Genomic DNA, 1,294 nt, shown 5'->3' with positions numbered 1-1,294 from the left:
CATACAAAAAGATATTATTGCTGAACAGCAGAAAAATACCATAAATATTGAGCAGTCCATCAATTTTATAAACGATGGCTTAGTTGAATTGGGACTGGATGATTTCCATATAGAAAAACACTCGGATAATCTTTATAAAATAAAGAGAAGTGAACAGGATGCTGATATTTTTCATTCGCTAAGTGAGGGTGAAAAGATGATAATCAGCTTTCTTTACTTTGTTGAAATGTGTCGAGGCAAAAAAAGTGCAGATGATGTTGGTGGGAAAAAGATCATTGTCATTGATGATCCCATTTCCAGTTTATCCCATATTTTTATTTTCAATATTGGTCAATTGATTAAAAAAGAATTCCTGAATTCTGATTCCTACGAGCAAGTTTTTATTCTTACCCATAGCCTCTACTTTTTTTATGAATTAACTGACACTAATCACAAACGCAGAAAAGAGAATCAAAAATTATTCAGAATGACTAAAAACAGTGATGGTAGTCATATCTGTGATATGAAATATGAAGAAATTCAAAATGACTATCAATCTTACTGGCAGATAATAAAAGATGAAAAGCAACCATCTGCTCTGATTGCAAATTGTATGCGTAATATTATTGAGTATTTTTTCAATTTCATTGAAAAAAAAGACTTAAACAATGTTTTTCAAAAACCAGAATTACAGGACAATAAATTTCAATCATTTTGCCGATATGTAAATCGGGAGTTTCATTCTTTGGGGCAAAATATCTTCGATTATAAGGAATTTGATTACAATATCTTTAAAGAGGCTCTTGGATTAGTTTTTCAAGAAAGTGGCTATAAAGAACATTATGAGGAGATGATAAAATGATCAACTCCAACAATTCCGAAATCGTTCTCTACACAACCCCTGACGGCACAGTCAAAATTGACACTGTTTTTCAAGATGAAACCATCTGGCTAACCCAGAAAAAAATGGCAGAACTCTTTGATGTAAAACGCCCAGCCATCACAAAACACCTGAAAAACATCTTTGAAAGCGGAGAATTAGACGAAAAAGTGGTTGGTTCCATTTTGGAACATACCACTGCCCACGGCGCAATAGCGGGTAAAACCCAAACTAAAGCGGTTAAATATTACAATCTCGATGCCATTATTGCGGTGGGCTATCGAGTTAATTCCAAACGGGCGACCCAGTTTAGAATATGGGCAACCAATATCCTCAAAGAATATATCATCAAAGGCTTTGCCATGGATGATGATCGCTTGAAACAGGTCGATAAATGGGAATGGAAAGTTGAAAATGATTAAACAATTGAAAATG

Annotated in this window: 1 protein-coding gene and 1 pseudogene; both read left to right on the top strand. The window is 34.0% G+C overall.

What is annotated here, in order from left to right; all coding sequences use genetic code 11:
- Nucleotides 1-841, top strand: an 841-nt coding sequence (locus tag U9P79_00280) for an AAA family ATPase (protein ID MEA2103069.1), incomplete at its 5' end; no start/stop codon positions are given.
- A pseudogene (rhuM, locus tag U9P79_00275) lies at nt 838-1,245 on the top strand (RhuM family protein). The gene U9P79_00280 and the pseudogene rhuM, both read left to right, overlap by 4 nt.
- The last annotated feature ends 49 nt before the right edge of the window (nt 1,246-1,294 follow it).

The organism is Candidatus Cloacimonadota bacterium (assembly GCA_034661015.1).
Lineage (GTDB): Bacteria > Cloacimonadota > Cloacimonadia > JGIOTU-2 > JGIOTU-2 > JAYEKN01.
The sequence above is the reverse complement of the archived record's forward strand: the minus strand, read 5'-3'. Positions and strand labels throughout refer to the sequence as shown.